The sequence below is a fragment of the Gracilibacillus halotolerans genome, assembly GCF_014206945.1.
In the GTDB taxonomy this organism is placed as follows: domain Bacteria; phylum Bacillota; class Bacilli; order Bacillales; family Amphibacillaceae; genus Gracilibacillus; species Gracilibacillus halotolerans.
Window position 1 is genome coordinate 1 of sequence record NZ_JACHON010000030.1, and the last position, 19,122, is coordinate 19,122.

The 19,122-nt window shown below is 35.6% G+C and carries 15 protein-coding genes and 1 pseudogene; 5 read left to right on the plus strand and 11 right to left on the minus strand.

Annotated elements, in window-relative coordinates:
* Positions 1–569 precede the first annotated feature (569 nt).
* Together GGQ92_RS15380 and GGQ92_RS15385 are read right to left on the minus strand one after the other, a co-directional pair.
* Positions 570–1,244 (minus strand): hypothetical protein, encoded by a 675-nt coding sequence (locus tag GGQ92_RS15380; RefSeq protein ID WP_184251095.1) that lies wholly within the window; start codon positions 1,242–1,244, stop codon positions 570–572.
* A 309-nt stretch (positions 1,245–1,553) separates the two neighbouring features.
* Positions 1,554–1,889 carry a MerR family transcriptional regulator gene (locus GGQ92_RS15385; protein ID WP_184251097.1) on the minus strand — a complete coding sequence of 112 codons (336 nt, stop codon included), beginning with the start codon at positions 1,887–1,889 and terminating at the stop codon, positions 1,554–1,556.
* A gap of 146 nt (positions 1,890–2,035) precedes the next feature.
* Between GGQ92_RS15385 and GGQ92_RS15395 the strand changes: the two are divergent.
* Both GGQ92_RS15395 and GGQ92_RS15400 read left to right on the plus strand, forming a co-directional pair.
* A pseudogene (locus tag GGQ92_RS15395) lies at positions 2,036–3,229 on the plus strand (MFS transporter).
* Positions 3,230–3,280: 51 nt separating this feature from the next.
* Positions 3,281–3,943: an NAD(P)H-binding protein gene (locus tag GGQ92_RS15400; RefSeq protein ID WP_184251103.1), complete on the plus strand. Its 663-nt coding sequence runs from the start codon at positions 3,281–3,283 to the stop codon at positions 3,941–3,943.
* Positions 3,944–4,061: 118 nt separating this feature from the next.
* Here GGQ92_RS15400 and GGQ92_RS15405 read toward each other — a convergent pair whose 3' ends face one another.
* The 5 genes from GGQ92_RS15405 to GGQ92_RS15425 form a co-directional block, all read right to left on the minus strand.
* Positions 4,062–5,951, minus strand: coding sequence for an FtsX-like permease family protein (locus GGQ92_RS15405; protein ID WP_184251105.1), 1,890 nt, complete (start codon positions 5,949–5,951; stop codon positions 4,062–4,064).
* Complete coding sequence (locus GGQ92_RS15410) at positions 5,926–6,690, minus strand: ABC transporter ATP-binding protein (RefSeq protein WP_281380485.1); 765 nt, start codon at positions 6,688–6,690, stop codon at positions 5,926–5,928. The genes GGQ92_RS15405 and GGQ92_RS15410 overlap by 26 nt, the downstream gene beginning before the upstream one ends.
* A gap of 84 nt (positions 6,691–6,774) precedes the next feature.
* Entirely contained in the window at positions 6,775–7,776 is a 1,002-nt protein-coding gene (locus GGQ92_RS15415; protein WP_184251109.1) for a sensor histidine kinase, read from the minus strand.
* A complete protein-coding gene (locus GGQ92_RS15420; RefSeq protein ID WP_184251111.1) occupies positions 7,773–8,477 on the minus strand; it encodes a response regulator transcription factor in 705 nt (234 codons plus the stop codon). Before GGQ92_RS15420 ends, GGQ92_RS15415 begins: the two co-directional genes overlap by 4 nt.
* A 120-nt stretch (positions 8,478–8,597) precedes the next feature.
* Positions 8,598–9,992, minus strand: a complete 1,395-nt coding sequence (locus tag GGQ92_RS15425; RefSeq protein WP_184251113.1) for an amidase — start codon at positions 9,990–9,992, stop codon at positions 8,598–8,600.
* A 326-nt stretch (positions 9,993–10,318) separates the two neighbouring features.
* Here GGQ92_RS15425 and GGQ92_RS15430 point away from each other — a divergent pair, with 326 nt between their 5' ends.
* The gene (locus GGQ92_RS15430) at positions 10,319–12,382 is read left to right on the plus strand and encodes a catalase (RefSeq protein ID WP_184251115.1); all 2,064 of its coding nucleotides are present in this window, start codon (positions 10,319–10,321) and stop codon (positions 12,380–12,382) included.
* 488 nt (positions 12,383–12,870) lie between these two features.
* Here GGQ92_RS15430 and GGQ92_RS15435 read toward each other — a convergent pair whose 3' ends face one another.
* From GGQ92_RS15435 to GGQ92_RS15445, 3 genes are read right to left on the minus strand one after another with little or no spacing between them, the layout of a single operon-like run.
* Positions 12,871–14,019, minus strand: a complete 1,149-nt coding sequence (locus tag GGQ92_RS15435) for a Ger(x)C family spore germination protein (RefSeq protein ID WP_184251117.1) — start codon at positions 14,017–14,019, stop codon at positions 12,871–12,873.
* Positions 14,006–15,130: a GerAB/ArcD/ProY family transporter gene (locus GGQ92_RS15440; protein WP_184251118.1), complete on the minus strand. Its 1,125-nt coding sequence runs from the start codon at positions 15,128–15,130 to the stop codon at positions 14,006–14,008. Before GGQ92_RS15440 ends, GGQ92_RS15435 begins: the two co-directional genes overlap by 14 nt.
* A gap of 12 nt (positions 15,131–15,142) precedes the next feature.
* On the minus strand, positions 15,143–16,645 hold the full coding sequence (locus GGQ92_RS15445; protein ID WP_184251120.1) for a spore germination protein: 1,503 nt from the start codon (positions 16,643–16,645) through the stop codon (positions 15,143–15,145).
* A gap of 231 nt (positions 16,646–16,876) precedes the next feature.
* On the opposite strand from GGQ92_RS15445, the gene GGQ92_RS15450 reads away from it, so the two are divergent.
* Together GGQ92_RS15450 and map are read left to right on the plus strand one after the other, a co-directional pair.
* Positions 16,877–17,512 carry a pentapeptide repeat-containing protein gene (locus tag GGQ92_RS15450; RefSeq protein ID WP_184251122.1) on the plus strand — a complete coding sequence of 212 codons (636 nt, stop codon included), beginning with the start codon at positions 16,877–16,879 and terminating at the stop codon, positions 17,510–17,512.
* Between the two features lie 136 nt (positions 17,513–17,648).
* Positions 17,649–18,389, plus strand: coding sequence for a type I methionyl aminopeptidase (gene map / locus GGQ92_RS15455; protein WP_184251124.1), 741 nt, complete (start codon positions 17,649–17,651; stop codon positions 18,387–18,389).
* A 66-nt stretch (positions 18,390–18,455) separates the two neighbouring features.
* Here map and GGQ92_RS15460 read toward each other — a convergent pair whose 3' ends face one another.
* The gene (locus tag GGQ92_RS15460) at positions 18,456–18,839 is read right to left on the minus strand and encodes a YkvA family protein (RefSeq protein ID WP_184251126.1); all 384 of its coding nucleotides are present in this window, start codon (positions 18,837–18,839) and stop codon (positions 18,456–18,458) included.
* Between the last annotated feature and the right edge of the window lie 283 nt (positions 18,840–19,122).

Consider the following 19,122-nt stretch of genomic DNA (forward strand, 5'->3'; position numbering starts at 1 on the left):
CCTTTTTGCTTCGAAGCTTTGGACACCTCGTATCATACCAAGGGGGCTCTCTTTCGTTCAACCCTCAAATTTCTTCATTACAGGAATGCTCCTATTTCACCTCCTGTATTTTTGTAAGCGCTTAACATAACGCTCGTTATTAATGTAACAACAATTACCAACAATTGTAACCTAGAGAACTTAATGGGATATTTAATTAAATTTAGATAGCTAACTAAGTTAATTTTAATAAGGGAGGTAAATATTAGAAAATGGGCGATGAGGAATGTCGTAATATGCTAGATATATAAAGGTGTAAGGTAAATTATAAAATAAATAAAGGGTATAAGTCCGTTTTTTAGTATACTAGTTAAACTTTATTTAATTATCAAAGTTTTAACCATACTTTTCAAAGTATTTGGATTTTTTAGCGTCTCACCTATTGAGGACTATTTTCTTACACGTATTAAATAGTTTATAAAAAAACTGTAAAAATTGTAGTTTAGAAAAAATTAGCTATATTTTCCAAAGTGAATAAAAAGGATACCGTCTTTTAAAAGTAATAGGGAGTGAATAGTCGATGAATTTCTTCATTTAAACTTAAAAATAGTCCGTATTTTATATAATAACCATGTTTTTAGCATTTTTTCGTCAGCTTGATGGATAGCTATCTTGTCTAAAAAATAAAATTCAGCAGGATGAATCTCTAATTTTGCAAGAGGGGCGACGTGTTTTGTGCTAATCCATTCATTGAATTGTAAGCTATTGCTTTGTTTATATGTAAAAGCCTTCTTAGGTAAAATATAAATGGTTCCTGATGTCCAAGGCTTATTAGCAAGTGTAGCTCTAGTTAAAGAGTAATAGTGAAACCATTGCTTACCATCAGGGGAAATAGAACCATTTCGAATGCTCCCATCTATTTTACTCTTGTTAAGCGTGGCATAGAAGAATGGCCAGATTGGATCAGCTGTCGCAAAAATAGCTGTTGTCATTTTTCCGTTAGATAGAGTTTGGTCTCGAGGTTCAAATAGGTGGATGTTCTTATTAGTAGATCCATGAAAAAGAACAGACTCATTGTGTACAAGATAATAGAGAAATTTATACTTTGAAAAAGGGAGGTTATAAGGTATTAGATTGTTAGAAGATATCAAAGTCTGCTCGTATAACTGCTTACAAAGTTTTTGTTCCTCTATCGATAAATGAATGCTTGGCGCTTTGTATAAAAGGATAGTTAATAAAGTTTGAATGATTTTATCCCTTATCATCAAATCCCCTCCAGTTTATTGGATAGAAGGTATTATTCATCCTAATTCTATCTAATTTTAATAGCAAAATATATATTTGACAATAACCGTAACCCTTTTACTCAGTAATTAATAAAACACCCTTCCACAGGATTAAGGGAAGGATGTTAAATTAATTAGTTATAGAATTACTAATTGACTTTTTCCGACTGTTAATCTAAACTGCGTCCTTCTAATCGTTCAATCAATTAATTTTCGATAAACAAAATATAGTGAAAGCAAATATCAAAATAAAAAACGAACTAGAATAAAAAACTTATCTACTTACTACTATTCTCTATGCTCAGTCATTGTATTAGCGAGTTTACGAAATGCTTCGTTTAGAGTTTCCATTCTTTTTTCCACTTTTTTAATTGCTGCATCCAACGTAAAGCCTTCGTCAAGCATTTCTTGAATGAGGAGCATCTTTTTTACATTCAAGTAATTATACCTTCTCGTAGAACCTTCTCCACTTTTTTCCGATTCAATAGCACCTTTTTCTTCCCAATAACGGATTTTCCTCGTAGGTATTCCTGTAATATCCGAGACTTCACCTATTCCAACTATTAATTTGTTAAGTAGTTCGAAATCTAATAAATGATGGAGATTTTGTTGGTTTTCATCCATATGTCATCACCTAATTCCTGATTTTGTAGTTATTTTACATCATAAGAAATAAAATGACAAATAACCTATTGACTTTAATTGTAATTAGGTTACAATCTATGTAATTTAATTAAAACGATTCAATTTGGAAATAGGAGGTAAAGATGATGTCTTTAGTAAATCGAATTATTGCTTTACAATCACACACTTCTGTATGGACAGTTGTATTGTTCTGGTGCGGATTGGTTATTGTTGCAAGCAATTATTTAACTATTCCTCTATTAGCGATATTCAGTGAAACATTCCATCTTAGTTTGACGAATGTAGCTTGGGTGGGGAGTTCGTTTTCATTATGTTATGCAATTGGCTCTTTGATTTCAGGTCCAATGTCTGACCGTTATGGAAGAAAGTAAGTGATATTTTGGGGTTTACTGATTATGACTATTATTACGTTTGCGATACCACTATTTCAACAATTTCAATGGATTATTATATTGCGCTGTTTTCAAGGGTTAGCAGCAGCAACCTTTGCACCAGTTGCACTTGCATTAGTAGTAGATAAATATTCACCTAAAAAAATGGTGACAACGATTGGATTTATAAGTTCGAGTTTTTTAATTTCAGGTATAGTTGGTCAGCTGTTTAGTAGTTATATAGCCCAACAATTAGGCTGGGCCTATGTGTTTTATTATTCAGGGATTATCTATTTATTTACGGTACTAGTGGTTCTGTTTCTGATACCAAAGACGGACATAAAGCAGACTGACAATAACTGGAGAGATATGGTTGGGGGATTTTTGAAATTGTTTAAGAAAAGAGGATTAATTTATGCTTATACAATTACAATCACTTTATTACTAAGCTTTGTCGCTTATTATACAATTTTAGGTGAATATTTAACAGAGATATTCATGCTCGGAGAAGATAATATTCTATATGTTCGTTTAGTCGGAATAATTGGGATGCTTTTTGCTCCATTTGCAGGCATTCTATCGAACAGACTGGGTTTATTACCGATATTACGAGGAGGGCTATTCTTAGCCACTTTAGGAGTGATCCTTTCTGGGATTAGTACAAATATATACTTTGTTGTGTCATCAAGTGTGGTATTCGTAACAGGTATTGCGTTAACTGTACCAACGTTAATTTCATTAGTAGGTAAACTTGGAGGGAGAAATCACGGGATAGCCGTTTCTTTATATGCGTTTATCTTATTTGTAGGAGCGAGTCTTGGCCCTATAGTTGCTGTAACTATAATGAATATAGGGAATAACTTCATGACTTTTATATTGCTAGCTTCCATAATAATTATTAGCCTCGTAGTCTCTTTTCTTTTAAGAGGAGATTATTCAACTAGCTGAAATATTTATTTGCAATATTTCCAAATGTTAATTAATAAGGAGAAGATAAATATGAAACGAGTACTCGTCTTAGGTGCCACTGGCCGTACAGGTAATGCTATTATAAGACAGATAGGAAATGATGAAAAAATTGAGGTAATTGCAGGGATAAGGGGCAATATTGATGTTGCAAGATTACCTAAAATTGATCGACCAATTAAAGAAGCGGTGGTCGATATAGATAGCATCTCCAGTCTAAGTGATGCTGCCTCTAGTAGTGACATAATCATTAATGCGATTAGACTCCGAGGGAATATTCCCCCCAATGCCTTAATGGAGTTGGATATGCGAATTAGAAATGCTATTAGTAATGAAAAATATCGACATATTATAACTGTAGGAGGTGCCGGATCGTTACAGGTTTCTAATGGAAGACGTTATTGGGAGGATAAACAATTTCCAAAGACGACATTACCTAGAGGAATAGCACACGCAAATCTCCGTCAACATTTGGAAAGAAATATGCAAGAGGATTCTTGGACTTATTTAATTCCTCCACCAAAATATCTTCCGACTGGATTAAGGACTGGCAAGTATGAAAGGTGGGAACCGTCAATAAATGAGAGTCATTTTTTAACAAAGAGTATTAGTTATGAAGATTTTGCTGTAGCTGTATCTTCTGCCATACGTGAGGAATGGGAGGGGACACACTTAATAGGGAATCGAGAAGTTTAGTAGGATGTAGATAGAATCAGTTAAGTGTATTTCAGTTGTTGAAATACATTCAAAAAAAACCACCCTCCAGTATTGCTGATAGGGTGGTAAACTTTTATGGACATTTGATAAAGAGGTATTACGAAATTGATTTTATTAATTGTTTGATATAAAAGAATCTCACAATTAAAAAGTAGATAATTTGAATCAAAGCAAAGCTCCCTAAGACGATGCTAGCTTCTAAAGTTAAATTATAATTAAAGAAATTAGATAGCGCTGTTAATGCAACCGTTCCATGTAAGAGTGCGACAATAATTGGCGACATAAATAATAGCGCAATTTGGCGGTTAACTATTTTCTTTAATTCACCTATGGAAAGTCCAATCTTAGAGATAGAGCGGAATTTTTGTTTATCCGCATCCAAATCTGAAAATAGTCTAAAGTATAGGAAGCTACCGGCAGAAACAAAGAATGCAATCCCAATAAATAAACCGATAAAAAGAATAGGGCCATAACCTCGATTAATTTCAAAGATGGTGTATTCTGCAACGACCGCTCGGTAAGCGATTTGATCGGATATTTTCCTCCCAAGTTCAATAATCTGATCGGTATTTGCATTTTGAACTTGCCAGGCAACAGTATAATCCGTTCTCTCTGGTTCACCTAATTGATTAAACTTGTCGTCATTGACAATGTACATTCCGTAGAAAGCTGGTAATACTTCTGATTGAATTACAGTGCTCGGCTGAATTTTTTGTCCATCTGTCAAAGGGACGTTTAAGCCCATTAATATTTCACTAGCTTTTTTCCCTTGCATTAAGGCAGCTTGACTTTGTTCAACTACAATTGCTTCATCTGGTTCTACTTGAACAGTATTTTCATCTGCTAGCATGGCAAAACGGTTAAAATCAGTAGCGCTAACAATCAAATAATTATCATCTTCAATGTTAAAATAATTTAATTCTACTGACTCCATTTTTGCATTTAGATTTCCCGTTTCTATAATCTTATTGATTGTTTCAATGTCTTGATTAACTTCTTCCTCATTATCTCCATCCCAAGGTTGATAAGTAATCGTAAATGGATGAGCATCCTTGACACCTTTAGTTAAATAGGATTGTAGTCCATATAATGTCCCAATTGCGCTAAAAGCTACAGTAGAAATAATTGCCACCATGAAAAATGTTCTTGCATTATCCTTCATTCGGAACGATAAATCGGAGAATAAGACCATATTCGTTTTTCGCCAAAATATAAGTTTATTTCTTCTTAGGTAACGAAGGATGTAGACACTTAATTGAGTGAATAGCAGATATGTTCCTATTGTAACGACGAGAATAACAGGAATCATCGCAGCAAGAACATCAAGCCCCTCGACTTGTAATGCAGTTATATATCCAGCAGCCAATAATATGGTAGCTATTATCGATAGGATTATCGAAGCTTTTGGCTCACCCTTAGATTGTTTGTCACCTTTAATCAATTCGATTAATTTCTTCGTTCGAAGAATAAATGCTACAAAGAAAGAGATACATAGGAAAAGTAAAATAAAGCTAATAAATGTCACGGCAATGGCCATTGTTGGAAAATAAAATGGCAGGGATTCTTCAATAATTAAAATATTCTCCGCAATTAATAGAATAGCTTTAGAAAATAAGATACCTGTGGCAATACCGCCTATTGTTGCAAGAAATCCTATTAAAAGATTTTCCATGAAAACCATCCGCCGTATTTGTCTGTCGGAGGCACCTAATAGAATTAATAATCCAAATTCTTTCTTTCTAGATTGAAGAAAAGAACTCATCGAGTACAATACAAAGAAGAAAGAAAAAATATAGATTATACCTCCAGCAACTGCCATCCCAAACATCGCATATTGATTAAATCCTTCTGCAGAAAAGGTCGGATGGAAGGCAAATAAAGCAAACGTAAAAAATATCATAACGGTAAACAAGCTACTTAAGAAGTAGGCGATATAAAGTCTTTTATTTCTAAAGACATTTTTAAACGCGAATTGACGAATAGTCACTGCTATCGCCTCCCATCAAGGAAAGCATATCCATAATCTTTTGGAAGAATGCTTGTCTACTTTCTCCACAGTAGATTTCAGAATGAAGTTTCCCATCTCGGATAAATATAACACGGTCTGAATAGCTTGCAGCTTGGGGATCATGGGTAACCATTAATAAACTAGTTTTCTCTTGTTTATTAATGTTGACAAGCATCTCCATAACATCTTTCGATGATTTTGAATCTAAATTACCTGTTGGCTCATCTGCTAATAATAGCTTTGGTTGATGAATCATGGCACGAGCAATAGCTACACGCTGTGCTTGACCCCCAGAAATCTCAAAAGTACGCTTACTCAATATTGGTGAGATTCCTAGTGTCATTGCAATTTCTGCTGCTTTCTTTTTCATTTCTTTCACACGTTTACCATCCAATGTCATCGGTAATACGATGTTTTCCTCAACGGTTAATGTATGAAGCAAATTAAAGTCTTGAAAAATAAATCCTAGTTCGTTTCTGCGAAATTTAGCAAGCTCGTTCTTTTTTAGTTGATGAGGGTTTTTTTCGTCTATTTTTACTTCTCCAGTTGTGGGAGAATCAATGGTAGAAATAATATTCAATAGTGTGGTTTTTCCACTCCCAGACGGACCCATAATCGCAACAAATTCGCCTGATTCGACGTCTAAGTCAATATCGGTAAGTGCGCGATAAGCAACTTTACCTTCATAGATTTTACTTACTTTCTTTAACTGAAGCATAGTCATTTTCCTTTCTTTTTTTATTCTAGCCTCAGTATAACCTCTGATCTTCCTTATTAACTATCGATTTTTCTTTCACGAACCTTACATTCGTGTAAGGTTTTGTGTGCTAGAGAATATAATTCGAACTACTGTACCATCTCCAACTTCTGACTCTAACTCGATGCGGTGGTCTAAATGGTGAATAACTTGCTTCACTAAATAGAGCCCCATACCTGTAGATTCTCTATAAGCACGGCCGTTCTCTCCAGTGAAAAATTGGTTAAAAACCCGTTTTAGATCTGTCTTCGGAATACCAATTCCATAGTCTTGAATTTCTAATACAGCTTCACCAGCTTTTTCATAAATAGAAAGTGTAATGTTCTTTGAAATCCCAGCTGAATATTTCACAGCATTTTGAATTAATTGCGAAACAATAAAAAACAACCACTTTTCATCCGTTCCAACCGTTATTTTTTCTCGTTCTACCTTTAATTGTGGAAACACATTATTTCTTATGTAATATCGTTTGTTTTCTTGATTAACTTCGTGTAGGAGTTGCTGGAGATCAACCGGTTTAATATGAAAGTCTTCCGCGATGGTTCGAAGTCTTGCCATATATAGAACGGTATTCAGTCCATTTCGCATTCTATCTGTTTCTTCACGAATACTAGATGACTCAGGTTCATCTAATGTTTGAGCGGTAAGCTCTATGACGGATAGCGGAGTTTTCATTTGATGGACCCACCTATCCATAAATAATAGGTGCTCACTTTGTTGTTCTTCTGCTTCTAAAAGTTGTTCTTGGTATAAACGATATTGTTTCTTCAATAGTTGGTCCAGTGCCTCTGCAATGGGGGCATGATCGGTAGTTGCAAGAGATTCTTCTATAGTTTCAATGGATTGTTGTAATTTGAGATAAAAATTTTTTCTCGACAAATACCTATAAAGAAGATAAATCGTAAAAAAGAAAGATGACAATACAACACTATAAAAAAGTACTCCAGTATTTTGATAACCATCTAGCCAAAAAAGGGCAGGAATGATGCTGACTTGTACGATTTGTAAACAAAAAAGTAGAAGATGCTCACGAATAAAAAGTTTCATTTTTCTCCCTCATTCCAAGAGACGCGAACTCGATAACCTGCTCCTCTGACTGTTTCAATCGCCTCTGAAATACCTAATTCTTGAAGTTTTTTTCGAACACGAGTGATATTTACGTTTAATGTATTTTCGTCTACATAAGCTTGGTCATCCCAAAGCTTCATTAGTAGATCCTCTCTTCCAGCAACTCGAGGATAACGTTCTATTAGCATTTCTAAAATATCACTCTCCTTTTTAGTTAAGGTACACAACTGATTGCCGAAATGTAATTCCATTCGTTCTGGGTATAAACGTAAATTTTCTAGCTGAATTACTCTTTCCTGCATTTGAGAAGCGTATTCCCCATATGCTCTACGCAAGTGACTACGAATTTTAGCTATGACAATATCGGGATGGAAGGGTTTTGTAATAAAATCATCTCCACCGTTTTCAAGTGCCATGATTTGGTCCATATCTCCGGTTCGAGCGGATATAAATATGACAGGACAGATAGATTCTTTTCTTATTTGTCGACACCAATAATATCCGTCATAGCTAGGTAGATTTATATCTAATAGGACAAGTTTTGGTTGGTCTTTTTTAAATTGTTCTAATACATGATCAAAATCAGTGACGACTGTAACCACATAGTTATATTTCTCCAAATAGTTACGTAAATGTTCTACTATTTTGGCATCATCTTCAACAATCATAATTTTTTCCATTTATATCTCCACCTACCTAAGTAGTTTACTCTTTCTATTAATGTATCATAGAAGGCCCTATTAATAATAGCTAGGAATGAAAGAGTTGTGCTTTATAGTAAAAGGGACTCAGCCAAATGCTTATGTCCCTTCCAATGTGTTATGAAGTGGGATTGTATCTTCCCATGCTTTTCCTATCTGGAGTAATAGCTTCTCAGATAAATGACTTCCAATCCATTGCATACCGACTGGGAGACCATTTTGATCTCTTCCCATTGGAGTAGCCAGACTCGGTACACCTGTTAGGTTTATAGGAGATGTAAACGGCATGGAATGCTTTACTACATTTAGATTTTGGGTCACCCATTGCTCTTGGAAAGCAGGAGTTGTATAAGGAATGGTAGGTGCGAGTAATACATCTACTTGATTAAATATTGGTTTAAGAGCGTTTACCATCACCCGTCTCGCTTGTTGTGCCTCGATATAATACGAAGGTGGTAGTAGTGTTCCTGATAAGAAAAAGGTTCGAATATCTTGTGAATAGTCTTCCGGGTATTGTTGGAGCCAATCATAATGGACAGTAGATGCTTCACTAGTAACAATCGAATAGGCTGAATAGGTGGACATTTCTAATTCAGGAATATTGATTTCATAGATTTCCGCCCCTAATTGCTGAAGTGTGCGTAAAGCGAGGAAAAATATTTTTTCCACATCTGCCTCTAAACCTTCTAAATAATAAGTAGGGATACCAATCTTTAAATTCTTCATCTCTCTATCTAGGTTGGTTGAATATTTAGGAGGTGTTATTTTTAAGCTAGCAGGATCTCTTGAATCGTATCCTGCCATATAATCTAACATAATAGCTAGGTCTGAGACGGAACGAGCCATCGGTCCAGCTGTATCTAATGACCATGCAGTTGGAAAGATGCCGTGTGTACTAACTAATCCATAGGTAGGTTTTAGCCCATACACACCACAAATGGCAGCTGGTTGACGAATGGACCCAAATGTATCTGTACCAGTTGCCAAAGTGGAAAGTCCTGCTGCTAAAGCAGCCGTACCGCCACCACTAGATCCACCAGGCATGTAGTGAATGTTCCAAGGCTTCCGTGTAGTTCCATAGAATGGATTAGTACCAGTAGACCCAGCAGCAAATTCATGCATGTTTTGCTTTCCAAGTACGATTGTTCCAGCGTCTAATAATTTATCAACTGTTGTCGCATTTTCTTTTGGTATGAAATCTCTAAAGAGCTTAGAACCAACTGTTGTTCGAACATTTTTCGTATTATAATTGTCTTTTATACCGATTGGAATACCGTGGAGTGGCCCCTTGTAATCACCTTTCATAATTTCTTTTTCTATCTGTTGCGCTTGTTGAAGAGCATTCTCTGGTGTTGGTGTAATATACGTTTTTAAAAGAGGGTCCATCTTTTCTATCCGTTGTAATATATGCTCCGTTAATTCGACCGGAGACAATTGCTTAGACTGAATAAGAGGTGCTAGTTCAGTGGCAGTCATCATAGCTAGTTTTGTCATGGTCGTAGCAACTCCTTTTCGACGATTGTAATAGGGGGGATTTGGTTAATATGTGGGTAAGTATCAAGTGATTTACTAGCCATACAAATAGTTGCTAGAATATCTTGGATATAAGGAGTGTCGTTAGAATAAGTTGGCAGACCCTGTGAAAATAACCCATTTTGTATAAAATTTTCTGAAACCATGAAAATTATCCTCCTTTGTAGGTAATACTACTATATGGTAATAAAAATTATATGTGTGCTATTGTCATGCGTTAGTTCTAGGCGGAAATATAGAGCATACACATATAAGTGGATTAAAAAAAATTTAGGATGGGTGATAACATGGATGATAAGACACCGAAAGAGCGGAAAATACCAAATCAGACGAATGCAAAGCAACAGCAATTAGATCAATATCGTATTCAGAACAAAGGAAAGCCACTGACAACTAAACAAAATTTAAAAGTTTCTAATGACGAGGAAATATTGAAGGCAGGGGAACGCGGTCCAGCGTTAATGGAAGACTTTCAGTACTTAGAAAAATTTGGACATTTTAACCGTGAAGAAATTCCTGAACGAGTCGTTCACGCGAGAGGTTATAGTGCACATGGTGAATTTGAAACCTATCAATCGCTGAGTCATGTTACTAAAGCAGGTTTTCTTCAAGAGGCAGGAAAAAAGACGCCGATAACTTGTCGTTTTTCCACCGTTCAAGGGCCGAAAGGTTCGTATGATACAGCACGAGACTTACGTTGTAAAGGGGTGAAATTTTATACAGAGGAAGGTAATTATGACTTAACAATGATTGCTATGCCAGTCCTTATCGTCCAAGATCCAATGAAATTCCCTGATGTTATCCACGCTTATCAATCAAAACAAGATGATGATATCCCAACTGCAACTGGAGCCCATGATCGTTTTTGGGATTATGTAGCGACTAACCCAGAATCTCTGCATATGGTTACATGGATAATGTCGGATCGTGGCATTATAAGAAGTTATCGTATGATGGAATCGTGGTCCATTAACACCTATTTATTTGTTAATGCAGAAGGTAAGGCAACCTTTGTTCGATTTGTATGGAAACCAGTTCTTGGGGTTCATTCTCTGTTACAAGACGAAGCTATTAAACTGGGTGGCATTGATCCAGACTTTCATCGAAAAGATTTACGCGAAGCTATTGATATGGGGGCTTATCCAGAGTATGAATTAGGAGTTCAACTTATCCCACTAGAGGATGAATTTAACTATGATTTTGACATACTTGACCCAGCAAAGTTTTGGCCTGAGGAGCTCATCCCAGTTCAAATAGTTGGAAAGCTAACATTGAATAGAAATATAGATAATTATTTTACCGAATCAGAGCAAGTTGCATTTAACCCTGCTAACGTTGTACCAGGAATAGGTTTCTCAAATGACCCTGTTCTGCAAGGTAGATTATTTGCTTATCGTGATACACAGCATCACCGTCTAGGAAGTGCCAATTACGATGAATTACCGATTAACAAGCCACTATGCCCGTTCCATAACAACACAAGAAGAGGGTTTATGAGACAGCGAATTGATATTGATCAAATCAATTACCATCCAAACTCCCTCGCTAACAATACACCATATACAACTCCACCCGAGCAAGGTGGTTATGAACAATATCCGAAAAGAGTATCGGGACACGTTATACGCGGAAGAAGTCCATCATTTAATGACTTTTATACCCAGACGAGAATCTTCTGGAATAGCTTAACACCTATAGAAAAAGAACACACCATTGAAGGGTTTAGTTATCAACTTGGTAAAGTAAAGAGTGAATCAGTTCGTCAGCATAATGTTAATCAGTTAGTTAATGTGGATAGGGAGTTAGCTTGTATTGTTGCGGATAATATCGGTGTCCAACGACCTGAAGGAACTCACGTTAATGTCTCTACGAGCTATCCATCATTAAGTCAGGCCTCAACACCAAAATACGCATTCACACAGAAAGTCGGCGTATTGATTGGGGATGGATTTGATACTAATGAAGTGAAGCATGCACTTACGACTCTGCAACAGAATGGAGTATTTTTCAAAATAGTAAGTAGCACTCTGGGAGTTGTGACAGGTTCTGACGGCTCCACTCTAAAAGTAGATGAAACGTTCTTGACATCTAGTCCATATTTATTTGATGCTTTATATGTGGTTGGCGGTCAAGTGAAGAACATGGCTAAATTCAATGCTGACATGGTACACTTCGTTCAAGTGGCCTATAAATATTATAAACCAATTGGAGTAGCTTCTACAGGTCAATCATTTATAAAAACAACGAATGAAAACAACTTAGCAGGTGTTGTGTTTGCTGCCAATAATGCTAACTTTGGTAAAGAATTTGTTAACGCAATTGCCCAACAGCGCTTTTGGGATAGAAAATAACTGAGCATTTTTTTGAAGAGGCTGGGACAAAAGTATTTAATCATACTACAAGCCGAACGATTCGTTAGAATCAGTTCGGCTTGTACGCTTTTTTATAATTACTTCGTTAAAACACATCGCTTTTACCCATAGGGCATAAGTCAACATCTGTTCAAGAACTACACTTTCACAGTGTTTCCTATACAGCAGGCACGGACACAACTAATTACAAAAAATTCAGCAAACTTTATTGTTGATGTTCGGCGAATAACGCAACGTCCTGTTGCAACGCCGAACTGAATTACATCCTGTAATCCCTCGGCTCGTGCTTTTTCTGCAGGAGTCTCGTGTTTTGTCTGCGTAATTAATACCCCCTTACTTTATTGTTCGCCTTTAACGTAGCAAAAATTAGTTATGTCCCAGCCTCTTTTTACTTTAAGGAGGGAATATCATGTTAAAAAGAATCAGCAAAGGCATCCCATCTGAACAGGATACCTATTTGATATGCTTTAATCTATCGTTCCATAGTTTACAATCGTAACATTAACCTTAAAATCCATGGTGGCATTATTATATTTTTCATACCATTCTTTAGCGGTTGTTTTACTTCCTTTTCTAGTCGCTACATATTTTCGACCAAGTCCAAATGAATCAACATTGTGACTCTGAAGCTTTTCAAATAGTTTCTCGTACTCAGCCTGATAGTAAGCCTCTATATCTTTTTCTAATCTTTTAGAAGTTTCTGCTGTCTTGATATCCATTGGGATAGAAGTTTCTAATAATTCTACCCTCATTTTTATATCTGCCTTGAAAGATAGTGAATCAAAATCATCAAGCTTTATTGTTCCTTTACCTTTACTTAAGTTAAGTGATAAGTAAACGAATTCTTCATCTTCCGTAGGTTCACTCTCATAGGCTATCATATCTTTATAATTCTCTTTAGGCACACGAGCATTTAGCGGAGTCTCGTTCACAGCTTTCCTCAATTGATTAATGAAAAAGGATTCCATTAAGGATACTTCACCTACATACTTATCCTCTTTAAATAAAGCAGCTCCTGTAATGGTAGGTTTCTCATCATGAAATCCCAGAATGGGGAGGATAGGGTCAATGCCTACTTGTCTAATTAATCGTGTAAAGTACTCTAATGTATTTCTCGGTAAGATATCTAAATCTATTTCTTTTTTAGTTAAGTCCTGTAAATATTCTGTTGTATTAACAGTAGTGATCTCTTGTTTATACTCCAGAAACTCTCTAGCTGTTTTAGTGGTTATAGCGAGTTGCATTCTATCCGATACACGCGCGTCACGAATTAACGTATTGAGGAAGGGAAGTATCCCGGCTTTTGCAGCCTCTTCCCCATAAAAATCCATATTAATTTTACCTGGAGATAACGGATAAGGCGATTGCTTTTCAGCATTGGTGCGAGCGTCCTTTACGGTTGTCCCACGGCCAACTAATAAGCTTGTTGATTCTGCCGCTTCTGGGTCGAAAATATAAGGAATAATGGTTGCTTCTATAAATCTCTGACCGTCCTCTTCTACTAAATCTACTCCACGAGTATTAATGATGGCTGTTTCCTCTAAGCGGGATGGAGAAAGGCAAGCTTGAAGTAAAATTACGACGACAGCAATAAATGAAATTTTAACGATTTGCATGATTTTTTCCTTTCTTCTTTCTTTGTACTCTCTTCTTTATTACTACAAGAGGGAGAAGAAATAAAGGGTAGATATAAACTAATCCATAAGCAATATATTTGGTAGAATCAATTAATTTTTGTATGACAAAATGCTCGTTGAAAAAGGGGATACAGACGAGTATGATTATAGAAAAAACATATATACTAGCTTTCTTGGGAAAGTTGTACATTCGTATAGCAATATAGGAAATACACCACATAAGTAGAATGGCTTTTGGTAAAACGACCATCATCCATTCCGCAATAACTACATAATCCAATCTCTCTATAATTGGTGACGTTTGAATTTTGTATAAATTTAATAAGGGCCAAATTCTTCGTTGCAACTGATCAGGACTTAAAAAACCAATCGCAATGGTTGTTGACAATAGTATTAATAAGCTAATGCCTGAAGTTCCAAGAATTATTGGCTTTGTCATTCTGTCCTTACCTTGAACAAATGGGTAAATAAAAAACAATATTTCAAAACCGCTAAATGTATAAGCGTTCGCTACTACACCTCGCATAATATCTGAAATTCCTCGATCCATGATAGGTAGGAAGTTAAGAAAATCAATTTGACGAAGTGGTTCAATCAGTAATATTAACACCCAATAGGTTAAAAAGATAAAAATAAAAACGACGCCAATCGTAACTCGCAAACCACCTAAAAGAGTATAAACGACGGGAATGATAAGCATCAAACCTAAAATGAGAGATTGACTTTTTGGAAAAACGAACACCTTAATTACTTCAATATACGTGACGAGAATCGAAAGCAGCTGCAAAGAAAAATAAACAAGGTAAATTGTTCCTATCACTTTTGAAATAAAATTACCAAACAAATCTGCTTGTACTCCTAATATGTCATGATTGTCATATTGCCTGAGTATATAGAGCATAATCATGAGCAATATGACAACATACAAATAAGTAAGGATGATGGAAATCCACGCATCGTGGCCAGCTTCTAGGAAAACGATGCGGGGTGTACCGAGTATCCCAACACCAGCCTGCATAGAAAATATAACAAAGAACATATAGAAGGCTCGAAATTGATTGTGTATAGGTACTTGTATAGTTTTTTTCATTTCAAACTCCTACTAGTAAGTATCTTTCTTTTTCGTAGCTTCTCTTCTGTTAAACAGTCGCCTATCTTTCAATCGATAAGATAAAAACCTTTTGCCTTGGTATTGTTCCGGTAATCGAAAGAACACTTTATTAAAGTCAGCTAATCTTAGTGGGTAAAGTGGTGCTAAATAAGGTCTGCCTAGTGATTGTAAACGGATTAAATGAATGATTAATAAACAGATACCAAACATGAGACCAATTATTCCATAATAGGCTGCCAATATGATAAGCGGAAAACGGATGAGTCGAATGGTATTCCCCATAATATAATTTGGTGTAGAAAAGGAAGCTAAAGCACTCAAAGTTACAAGAATAATTAGAATATTACTTGTGATACCTGCTTGAACTGCTGCTGTTCCAACTACTACTCCTCCCACAATACCAATAGTTTGACCAACTTTGGTTGGAAGTCTAGCTCCAGCCTCACGTAGTAACTCGATGATTAATTCCAATAAAATAACTTCTATAATAGGTGGAAAAGGGACAATTGCCCGAGATTCTCCAAGCGTAACAAGCAGTTGAGATGGAATGAGCTCAAAATGGAAAGTTGTTGCGACGACGTACATAGGTGTTAATAATATGGTAACAAACGCTGCTATAAAACGAAGAATTCTAATAAAAGTGCTCAATTCCCAATGAAAATAGCGGTCTTCCGTCGATTCAAAAAAACTAAAAAAAGTAGAAGGGGCTATAAGTGCAAGTGGACTATCTTCTATTAAAACGACAATTTTCCCTTCTTTTAAGGAATACACAGAACGATCTACCAACTCGGAAGATACATATTGTGGGAACACGGAGAAAGACGAGTCTAGTATATACTGTTTCAGCATATGTATGTCTTCTATCATGTCTACCTCAAGCTCGGATAGTCGCTGTCTCATCGTATTAACATCTGTTTCATTTGCAATGGATTGGATATAAATCATTCTTGTTTCTTTGGGGTTTCTTTTCCCTACATCAATTCTCTCCATTGCTAAATCAGGAATATTCACCCGCATGTTAATGACATTCAAGTTACTTGCTAGGGATTCTGTAAGAGCAATTTGAGGCCCTATAACTATTGACTCTGTTTCGGCCTTTTCAATTCCACGTTTTTCGGATTTTGCAAGCTCATATGTAATAGCTTCATTTTCTTTCTCTACGTAAATACAGATTCTTCCTTCAGTAACTTTCTTTATAATAGAAGAAATATCTGAATCTTTTTTTCCAAGAGCCAGTGGTATTTCACTTAAAATAGTATCGCTTGTCCATTCCGTTTGCATATCTAACAAGCTTTGTAACGCTAATTGTTCGACCTTTTGTTGGTCGACAAGATAAGGTATATAAAATACAGCTACTTTTTTGTTAGCTTGTTTATAGACTGTGAAACTTAAATCTTGACTATTGATTAACTCTGAGTCGAGCATCTGTCTTAATTCGCTCAACTTGAGCGGAAAAGTAGGATGATTTTTTTGTTTAGTTGAACGGCGTCGCATAGTGGCCTCCATCTTTTCAGCATATGTAGTTAGTTTAACCAAAATAGTTAGAAATATACGAAGCCTGAAGAAGTAATTGCATGTTTCTAAAGAAGAAATCAACATTTCTTATGTGCAAGTGATAGTTGTTAGCAAGTAGTATATAATGAAGAAAGAGTGAGGTATAAAGGCAGCACTTGATTTTAAAATAAAATGTTTATGGATGTGCAATTTGATAGGAGAGGGTACAAGGTGAAGATTGACACACCTAAATTAGCTATGAGCTTACCAAAGACAAGATTTGAAGAAATATTTTATGACGAAGATCATCTTTTAGAAAATTGTGAAATAACTGACGCAGAATTTACCGATGGGATAATAGAGCGAGTAAAACTGGATAATGTTGTGATAAAAAGAAGTAAGTTTACCAATACAGATTTTCAACGTATAGATATGACCGATGTGCGTTTTGAAAACTGTGAAATGTCTAATGTGAATATGACTAAAGGTTCTATTCATCGAGTAGAATTTTTAAATAGTAAATTAGTTGGTTGTCAGTTTCCAGAATCATCATTAGGAAATGTCCGTTTTGACAATGTTCAATTAGAATTAGCTGGATTCGGAAATTCAAAGCTTGAAAAAGTGATTTTTAATGAAGTTCTATTACAAAATGCTGATTTTTACGATTGCAAGTTTAAAAAGATAGAATTCAGTAAGTGTAATCTAAACGAAGCAAGCTTTGAGCAGACATCTTTAAAAGGAATTGATATTAGCTCCTGTGAATTTGAAACTCTCCAAGTATCTATAAATGAATTAAAAGGATGTAAAGTATTTTCGTATCAAGCAGTTCAATTTGCTAGTTTGTTGGGGTTGGTTATTAAAGATTAATAATGTAATGGGTTTTAGTAAGATAGCTGCTTGAAATATAATTGTAATGATAATATAAAGGAAAAAGCTGTTCTGACTGTGCTAAAATTTAAATAAAATGTGAATGATAAAATAATTGAAAGAGAGAGGTTCCATTATGATTGCAAGAAATGAAGAAGATTTTAATGGATTAAATGAAATAGGTAAAATATGCGGGGCAATACGTGATGAACTAGTTCAGTCAACTAGGCCAGGGATAACGACAAAAGAACTCGATGAATTAGCTGGTGAGCTATTTAAAAAAGAAGGAGCGGAATCTGCGCCAAAAGGGATATACGATTTTCCGGGTTATACATGTATCAGTGTAAATGAAGAAGTAGCCCACGGAATTCCACAAGATAGAGTCCTTCAAGAAGGAGATCTGATTAATATTGATGTTTCCGGTTCTAAAAACGGATATTTTGCAGACACGGGAATTTCTTTTGTTGTTGGAAAAGGGCAATTAATTGCCCAAAAAGTGTGCGAGGTTGCTAAAGAGGCATTTGAAGTAGGTCTGAGAGAGATTAAACCAGGAGCAAAAACAAGTGCCATTGGTGCTGCTGTACATAATGTAGCAAAGAAGTATGACTTAACCGTAATAAAGAATTTAACTGGACATGGAATCGGCCGTTCGATTCATGAAGCACCAGATCATATATTTAACTACTATTCTCGCTGGGATAATGAAACTTTGAAAGAGGGAATGGTTATTGCCTTTGAACCATTTATTTCTTCATTGGAAGAGGAAGTCTATCTAGCTGATGATGATTGGGCTTATTTAACAAAAGAAAGCTATGTAGCCCAGTATGAGCATACCATTATTGTAACGAGTGAAGGACCGATTATTACTACGTTGTAAATTACAAACCGCTTACCCTTTAAGGATAAGCGGTTATTTAATAAGTGCAAATTTGTGCAAGAAATCCTATATTTTTTCGTCCACAACGGATGTGTCTACATCATTTCCAAACCAATCTTTCAATTTGTTCCTAGCCTGTGTCTTTGTATCTTCATCAATATACATTGCTACAGCCACTAAAGCAGCAATTAACACTCCAAGGTCATCTGTAAAGCCTACTCCTGGAGCAACATCTGGAATTAAATCTAATGGTAAAATGAAATAGCCTAAAGCACCGGCAATCGTTGCTTTAACCTTTACTGGAACTTCTTCTTTAGACATGGTGAAATATAGAAGTAGTACCGCATAGATCACAGACGAACCCGCTTTTTTAGAGAATTTCTGGATCTTACTCCACAATCCATCTTCTGAAAAATGCTTTTTATTCTTTTGAATTTCCTCTTCTTCCATCTATTCTGATTTTTCTTTTAGTTCTTCTATTTCACTCTCATCAAGGTTAACAGTCTTTTCATTGTTTTCGGCCGATTGTTTTCTATTACGAATAGTTTGCTTGAATTTTTCAAACATCATTTTATTCTCTCCTCGAATATTGTCGTATTTTTATTTTATTATAGACTATAGGAATAATTTAGCAATAGAGGAGCATTCCTGTAATGAAGAAATTTGAGGGTTGAACGAAAGAGAGCCCCCTTGGTATGATACGAGGTGTCCAAAGCTTCGAAGCAAAAAGGAC

What these genes read in the sequence shown, in the direction of transcription:
- GGQ92_RS15380 (WP_184251095.1), bottom strand. Translation starts at nt 1,244, where the DNA reads ATGATAAGGGATAAAATCATTCAAACTTTATTAACTATCCTTTTATAC.
- GGQ92_RS15385 (WP_184251097.1), bottom strand. Translation starts at nt 1,889, where the DNA reads ATGGATGAAAACCAACAAAATCTCCATCATTTATTAGATTTCGAACTA.
- GGQ92_RS15400 (WP_184251103.1), top strand. Translation starts at nt 3,281, where the DNA reads ATGAAACGAGTACTCGTCTTAGGTGCCACTGGCCGTACAGGTAATGCT.
- GGQ92_RS15410 (WP_281380485.1), bottom strand. Translation starts at nt 6,690, where the DNA reads ATGCTTCAGTTAAAGAAAGTAAGTAAAATCTATGAAGGTAAAGTTGCT.
- GGQ92_RS15415 (WP_184251109.1), bottom strand. Translation starts at nt 7,776, where the DNA reads ATGAAACTTTTTATTCGTGAGCATCTTCTACTTTTTTGTTTACAAATC.
- GGQ92_RS15420 (WP_184251111.1), bottom strand. Translation starts at nt 8,477, where the DNA reads ATGGAAAAAATTATGATTGTTGAAGATGATGCCAAAATAGTAGAACAT.
- GGQ92_RS15425 (WP_184251113.1), bottom strand. Translation starts at nt 9,992, where the DNA reads ATGACAAAACTAGCTATGATGACTGCCACTGAACTAGCACCTCTTATT.
- GGQ92_RS15430 (WP_184251115.1), top strand. Translation starts at nt 10,319, where the DNA reads ATGGATGATAAGACACCGAAAGAGCGGAAAATACCAAATCAGACGAAT.
- GGQ92_RS15435 (WP_184251117.1), bottom strand. Translation starts at nt 14,019, where the DNA reads ATGCAAATCGTTAAAATTTCATTTATTGCTGTCGTCGTAATTTTACTT.
- GGQ92_RS15440 (WP_184251118.1), bottom strand. Translation starts at nt 15,130, where the DNA reads ATGAAAAAAACTATACAAGTACCTATACACAATCAATTTCGAGCCTTC.
- GGQ92_RS15445 (WP_184251120.1), bottom strand. Translation starts at nt 16,645, where the DNA reads ATGCGACGCCGTTCAACTAAACAAAAAAATCATCCTACTTTTCCGCTC.
- map (WP_184251124.1), top strand. Translation starts at nt 17,649, where the DNA reads ATGATTGCAAGAAATGAAGAAGATTTTAATGGATTAAATGAAATAGGT.
- GGQ92_RS15460 (WP_184251126.1), bottom strand. Translation starts at nt 18,839, where the DNA reads ATGGAAGAAGAGGAAATTCAAAAGAATAAAAAGCATTTTTCAGAAGAT.